Origin of the sequence: Candidatus Angelobacter sp., from assembly GCA_035607015.1 — a bacterium.
Lineage (GTDB): Bacteria > Verrucomicrobiota > Verrucomicrobiia > Limisphaerales > AV2 > AV2.
Map to the genome: position 1 here is coordinate 1 of DATNDF010000138.1, position 5,585 is coordinate 5,585.

Sequence of the window (5,585 nt, forward strand, 5' to 3'; positions counted from 1 at the left end):
GAGCCGACTTGCGACGCTTCAAATCTCTGCCGCGCGGTTGGGGAAAAAATCCCGGCTGCGCCCGTCCCTCGCGATCGTCCTGGGCAGCGGATTTCGTTTGGTTTCCGATGCGTTGGCCGTCGAAACTGAGATCCCATATGCGAAGCTGCCGGGCTTTCCCCGTACGAGCGTGAGCGGACACGCCGGCAAAGTGTTGCTGGGAAAACTGGCGGACACGCCCGTGCTGGTGCTCAGCGGCCGGGCGCATTACTACGAAGGCTTTTCGATGGAGGAAGTGACATTCACGATGCGCGCGCTGGCGGCGTTTGGAATCCGAACCGTGCTGCAGACGAATGCCGCCGGCGGGATCAATCGTCGTTTTCGCACCGGGGACTTCATGGTGTTGACGGACCACATCAATTTCATGGGTGTGAATCCACTTCGTGGCACGCTGGCGGACGATCAATCGCGGTTTGTTGATCTGACCCGCGCGTACGATCCGGCGTTGAATCGTCTGCTGAAACGGGCGGCGCGCGAGGCCGGAGTCACGCTGCACTCCGGCGTTTACCTCGCCGTGTCCGGGCCAAGCTACGAAACGCCCGCCGAGATCCGCGCGTTTGCGCGGCTGGGGGCGGACGCCGTGGGAATGAGCACGGTGCCGGAGGTGATCGTCGCGCGGCAGTGCGGACTCCGGGTCGCTGCCGTCTCGTGCATCACGAATCCGGCGGCGGGCCGCGGCCGACGGACGCTCTCGCATGCCGAAGTGCTGGCCCGGGCGGCGCAAGTCCGGCGAAGGGCGACCGCATGGCTGGGTGCGTTCGCGAGGTTCTACCGCCAAAGCCAGTGAGCAGGCACCGGTTATCCGGATCATCGGCGCCCGTTGTGTGGGCGGAAATCACGCGTGCTTCCCAATGAATGCAGGTATTTTCGACGGGAGCCCCGCTGCGCCGGCGCAGCGTACCCGGCGTGGAAAAATTGTGGTTGAGACAGACCGCCCAAAAACGTAAGTTCCTGTCGCGTCAGTCGCAGCCTCATGAAGTTTGACTTAGGTTTCGCTTTGGATAATGCGGGGTGGCCTGCCTTTGTGGTGGACGATTCGGGCATTGTACGGCATGCGAACCAGGCCGCGGTGAATACGTTCGGCGCGGTGATCGGCGGAGGACCCGCACTGTCAGCCTCCATCTGGTCTCCGGAAAGTGATTTCACACCGGAAGAGTTCCTGGCGAAATCAGACCGGTCGTCAACGCCGATGACACCTCTGAAACTGCGAGTAAAAGGCGGGGCCACGATCCAGTTCACAGCTTACGTCTGTTCTCTCGTGCGCGATGGCCAGAAATTTTTTTTGTTTCAACTGTTTAATGACAATACGCCGGCGCCAGCGGGCGAGCCTGCGTCGCCCCCGGGGGCGGTGGAATCCGCGTCGCGCAAGTTCGAGACCGGCGACACCGATTTACGGACGGGCGCATTTTCGTTCGAGGCGAACGCCGCGCAGAAACAGAAGCTCGACTGCGCGTTGCAACTCGCCCGCTCGGTGGCTTTGGATTTCAACAACGCGCTGACGAGCGTTCTGGGACACTCGTCGCTGGTCCTGAGCAAAATGGAGCCGGGCAATCCCTGGCGCAATTCCCTGCTGGAAGTGGAAAAGGCAGCCCAGAAAGCGGCAGAGATTGCGCAGGACCTTGCCGCCTTCAGCCGGCAGGAAAAGGATCCCCGTGTCCAGACACCCGGCAATTTGAACAACATTCTCCGGCGCGCGGTCGAGTTGTTCCAGAAACCCGGGTCCGCAGGCATACTCTGGACGATGCAACTGGAGAAGCGCCTGTACACGGTGAACTTCGACGAGGCCAAGATGCAACAGGGCTTTGTGAAGATTCTGGAAAACGCCGTGGAAGCCGTCGGCAAGGAAGGGCGCATTACGGTGCGCACGCACAATCAGAGCCTCGAAGAAGCGGTCAAAAGCCCGGCGGTCCAACTGGCGGCGGGCCATTACGTCTGCGTCGAATTTGCTGACAACGGTTCCGGCATCGCGGCCGAGGTCCTGCCGCGCATTTTCGAGCCGTTCTTCACCACGAAACCGAATCCACCGCATCGCGGTCTGGGGCTGGCCTGGGTGTACGGGATTGTGACCAATCACGGCGGGACCGTTGCCGTGACCAGCCCGCCCGGACAGGGCACGACAGTGCGCGTTTTCCTGCCCGCCCAGAAAAAAATCGTCCGTGACCAGGGCACGAAAATTGAGGATCTGCGCGGCAATCAGACCATTTTGATCGTGGATGACGAAGAGACGCTGTTGACGCTGGGGCAGACCGTTCTTTCGGCGTTCGGGTACAAGGTGTTGACCGCGAACAGCGGATTGCGCGCGCTCGAGCTTTTTTCGCAGGCTCCATCGCAGATCGACATGGTGATCACCGATCTGGTGATGCCGGGCATGAGCGGCCGCGAGTTGATTGACCATGTCCGGCGCCTGTCGCCGGCAATCCCCATTCTCAGCACCAGTGGTTACGTGCGGCCTTCGTCGGATGACGACGAAGAAGACGATTATTATTTGCGCAAGCCTTACACGAGTCAGGATCTTTTGCGCAAAGTCAAGCAGGTGCTTTCTCTGACCGAGGCGTCCTAGTTGACGCCCCCGGGCTTTTCGATTTCAATCCGCCCATGCAAATCGAGAGCCTGAAGGTCTTCTGTGACCTGGCGGAGACGGAGAGTTTCACCAAGGCGGCCCAAATCAACCACGTCACCCAGTCCGCCGTCAGCCAGCAGATCAGCTCGCTGGAACGCCAGTTCAAGTCCCTGCTCATCGAGCGCAGCAAAAAAAAATTCCGGCTCACTCGCGAAGGTCAGGTGCTTTACGAATACAGCAAGCAGATCATCCAGACCTACGATTCGCTGCACAGCCGGCTTCAGGAAATCAAGGACATCATTTCCGGCACCATCCGCGTGGCCACCATCTACAGCATCGGCCTGCACGATCTCCCGCCTTACATGAAGAAGTTTCTGAAGGCGTATCCGACGGTCCACGTCCATGTCGAATACCGGCGCGCCAACCAGGTCTATGAAGACGTGCTCGGCAACGTCGTGGACCTCGGCCTCGTTGCCTTCCCGAGCAAGGACATCAAACTGGAGATCGTTCCGTTGCGGCGCGACAACATGGTGCTCATCTGCCATCCACAGCATGCGCTGGCAAAATTGAAAACCGTCAAACTGGCCGCCATCGCGGGCCAGAAATTCATCGCCTTTGAGCCGGACATTCCCACGCGCAAGGCGATCGACCGGATTCTCAAGGACAACAACGTGACCGTGCATCCGGTGATGGAGTTTGATAATATCGAAACCGTGAAACGCGCTGTGGAAATCGACGCAGGCATTTCCATCGTCCCGCAGGGGACCATCGCGCAGGAGGTCGCAAAGCAGACGCTGGCGGCGGCGCAGTTCGAGGATGCGCAGTTTTTCCGCCAGCTCGCGGCGATCTACAAGAAGAACAAGGTGCTTTCGCCGGCCATGAAGCAGTTCCTCGCCATCCTCAAGGAACCGCAGTAAGAGCCGAATCCAGCCGCACGGGCGCCAAAAACAGATTTCGCGTCACTTTGCGCATACGGTATGACAGTTGAATAGCGTGCGCGTTCCCATTTGGCTGGCAGTAGTGCGTGGCACTTTCATTTTCCGCAGTCGGACTTGGCTGCCTTTTCGAGGATGGAATCCTTTTGTTCATCAGAAATGAGACCCGCTGCTTGGAAGGCTTCTACTGCGACGTTGACTGCCGACACAAACTCGCCGTGATTCTCCCAAACTCCGCCGGAACCTGGGCCCGCGCAGGGAGCCAACTGCTCAATGCTGCAGCCGTGGGCGTCAACGATGGCTCCGGCTGGCGTGCCAGGGCACTGATCTTCACTGTCGGGCACGCCATCGCCATCGCCGTCGGGTTCGATGAGGACGGCGGAGATAACGTCGGAACGAATCAGGAACATCTCGCCCAAGTCACCCATGCTCGAGATATCGAGGCCGAAAATGGACTGCCAGTCGGCGAGTATAGGCGGTGTGGCGGGCAGGTCTGGACTTGAAAGCGCGGCCGCCGTCGGGTCATCAAGCTGCCAGGAAATCAGATTCATTGCTGCCCCGCCAAACATCCCGGCAGGTGCGGAAACTGCGAAGTTATTGTTATAGCTGTGCAGAACGTAATTATCAGTCGGCGGTATGCCGGGCGCATAGTCATTCACAATCTCGACCAAAAAGCTGACGTTGTTCGGGTCAGTACTGAACGTAAGTCCGTTCACCGTCAGAGAAATGCCGTACGGCGGTGTCGTGTGCCAATAGTCCCCCACTTCCGGGATTGAGTTTGAATCGGGCGTGGCCGAGTCATAGGTGTAAGCGCCCGTAATTGTGTCCCCGGACACCACGGATCCACCGAGGATGTTATTCGGGTCGTCTACAAACCTCACCGTGCCGGTAATGGCAACAGATATTGGGGACGTCCGCGCTGAGCTTGGCAATGCGAGCACCGCGAGCATCAATATCAAGCAGGAATATGATTTGAATTCAGTAGGATCGGTTTTTTTCATAACGCCTTTCTTTGCGATGTTTTCGCGCAGAAATTAAGCGCTTTTTGTACCAGCCTTGGTGAACCCGCCTGGGGTATATACCGTAGATGGGCGGTAATCACCCCACCGTGGACACTCCGCAGTCCGCGACTACTTCAGCCTGTCGGGATTCAGCGGCTTCAAGTCCTTCGGTGCAAATAAACCGTCTTTGCGGACCAACTCGCCGTCGAACCACACTTCTCCCCCCCCCCATTCCTTGCGCTGAATCAGGACCATGTCCCAATGCACCGCGGAACGGTTGCCGTTATCGCAATCCTCGTAAGCCTGGCCGGGCGTAAAGTGCAGCGAGCCGGCAATCTTCTCGTCGAACAAAATGTCGCACATCGGGTTTTGAATGTAGGGATTGAACCCGAGTGAAAATTCACCGACGTAACGCGCGCCGGCGTCGGTATCCAGGATTTCGTTCAGTCGCTTCGTGTTGTTCGAGGTCGCCTTGACGATTCGGCCTTCCTTGAAGTCAAGCCGCACGTTCTCGAACCGTGTGCCCGAGTAAATCGTCGGCGTGTTGAATTGAATCGCGCCGTTCACGGATGTTTTTACCGGACAGGAAAACACCTCACCGTCGGGAATATTCCGCAGACCGACGCACGGCACGGCGCCGATGCCTTTGATACTGAACGTGAGGTCGGTACCGGGACCTTTCAGATGAACGCGGTCGGCCATTTTCATCCGTTTTGCCAGCGGCACCATGGCGCGCGACATCCTGCGGTAGTCCATGGTGCACACATCGAAATAAAAATCCTCGAACGCTTCGGTGCTCATGTTGGCCGCCTGCGCCATGCTTGGCGTCGGCCAGCGCAGCACCACCCAGCGCGTCTTGTTCACGCGGTGATTCAGCACCGGATGGAGCACCTTCGAGTAGAGCGCCATCAAATGATGCGGCACGTCGGAAGCCTCGCTGGCGTTGTGGCTGCCGCGGATGGCGATGTGCGCCTGGACCTTCTTCATGCGAAACATGTCAACGTCGCGCACGAGTTCGGCGTGTTTCCGGTTCGTGCCGCGCAGGACCTC

4 protein-coding genes and 1 pseudogene are annotated in these 5,585 nt (G+C 58.8%); 3 read left to right on the forward strand and 2 right to left on the reverse strand.

Annotation, left to right across the window (positions count from 1 at the left end; all coding sequences use genetic code 11):
• The 3 genes from VN887_05680 to VN887_05690 form a co-directional block, all read left to right on the forward strand.
• Nucleotides 1-826: purine-nucleoside phosphorylase (locus tag VN887_05680; protein ID HXT39495.1), on the forward strand; the 826-nt coding region annotated here is incomplete at its 5' end.
• Between the two features lie 186 nt (nucleotides 827-1,012).
• Nucleotides 1,013-2,599 carry an ATP-binding protein gene (locus VN887_05685; protein HXT39496.1) on the forward strand — a complete coding sequence of 529 codons (1,587 nt, stop codon included), beginning with the start codon at nucleotides 1,013-1,015 and terminating at the stop codon, nucleotides 2,597-2,599.
• Nucleotides 2,600-2,634: 35 nt separating this feature from the next.
• Entirely contained in the window at nucleotides 2,635-3,516 is an 882-nt protein-coding gene (locus VN887_05690) for a LysR family transcriptional regulator (protein HXT39497.1), read from the forward strand.
• 290 nt (nucleotides 3,517-3,806) lie between these two features.
• Here VN887_05690 and VN887_05695 read toward each other — a convergent pair.
• Together VN887_05695 and VN887_05700 are read right to left on the reverse strand one after the other, a co-directional pair.
• A pseudogene (locus VN887_05695) lies at nucleotides 3,807-3,896 on the reverse strand (OmpA family protein).
• Nucleotides 3,897-4,664: 768 nt separating this feature from the next.
• Nucleotides 4,665-5,585: aminopeptidase (locus VN887_05700; GenBank protein HXT39498.1), on the reverse strand; the 921-nt coding region annotated here is incomplete at its 5' end.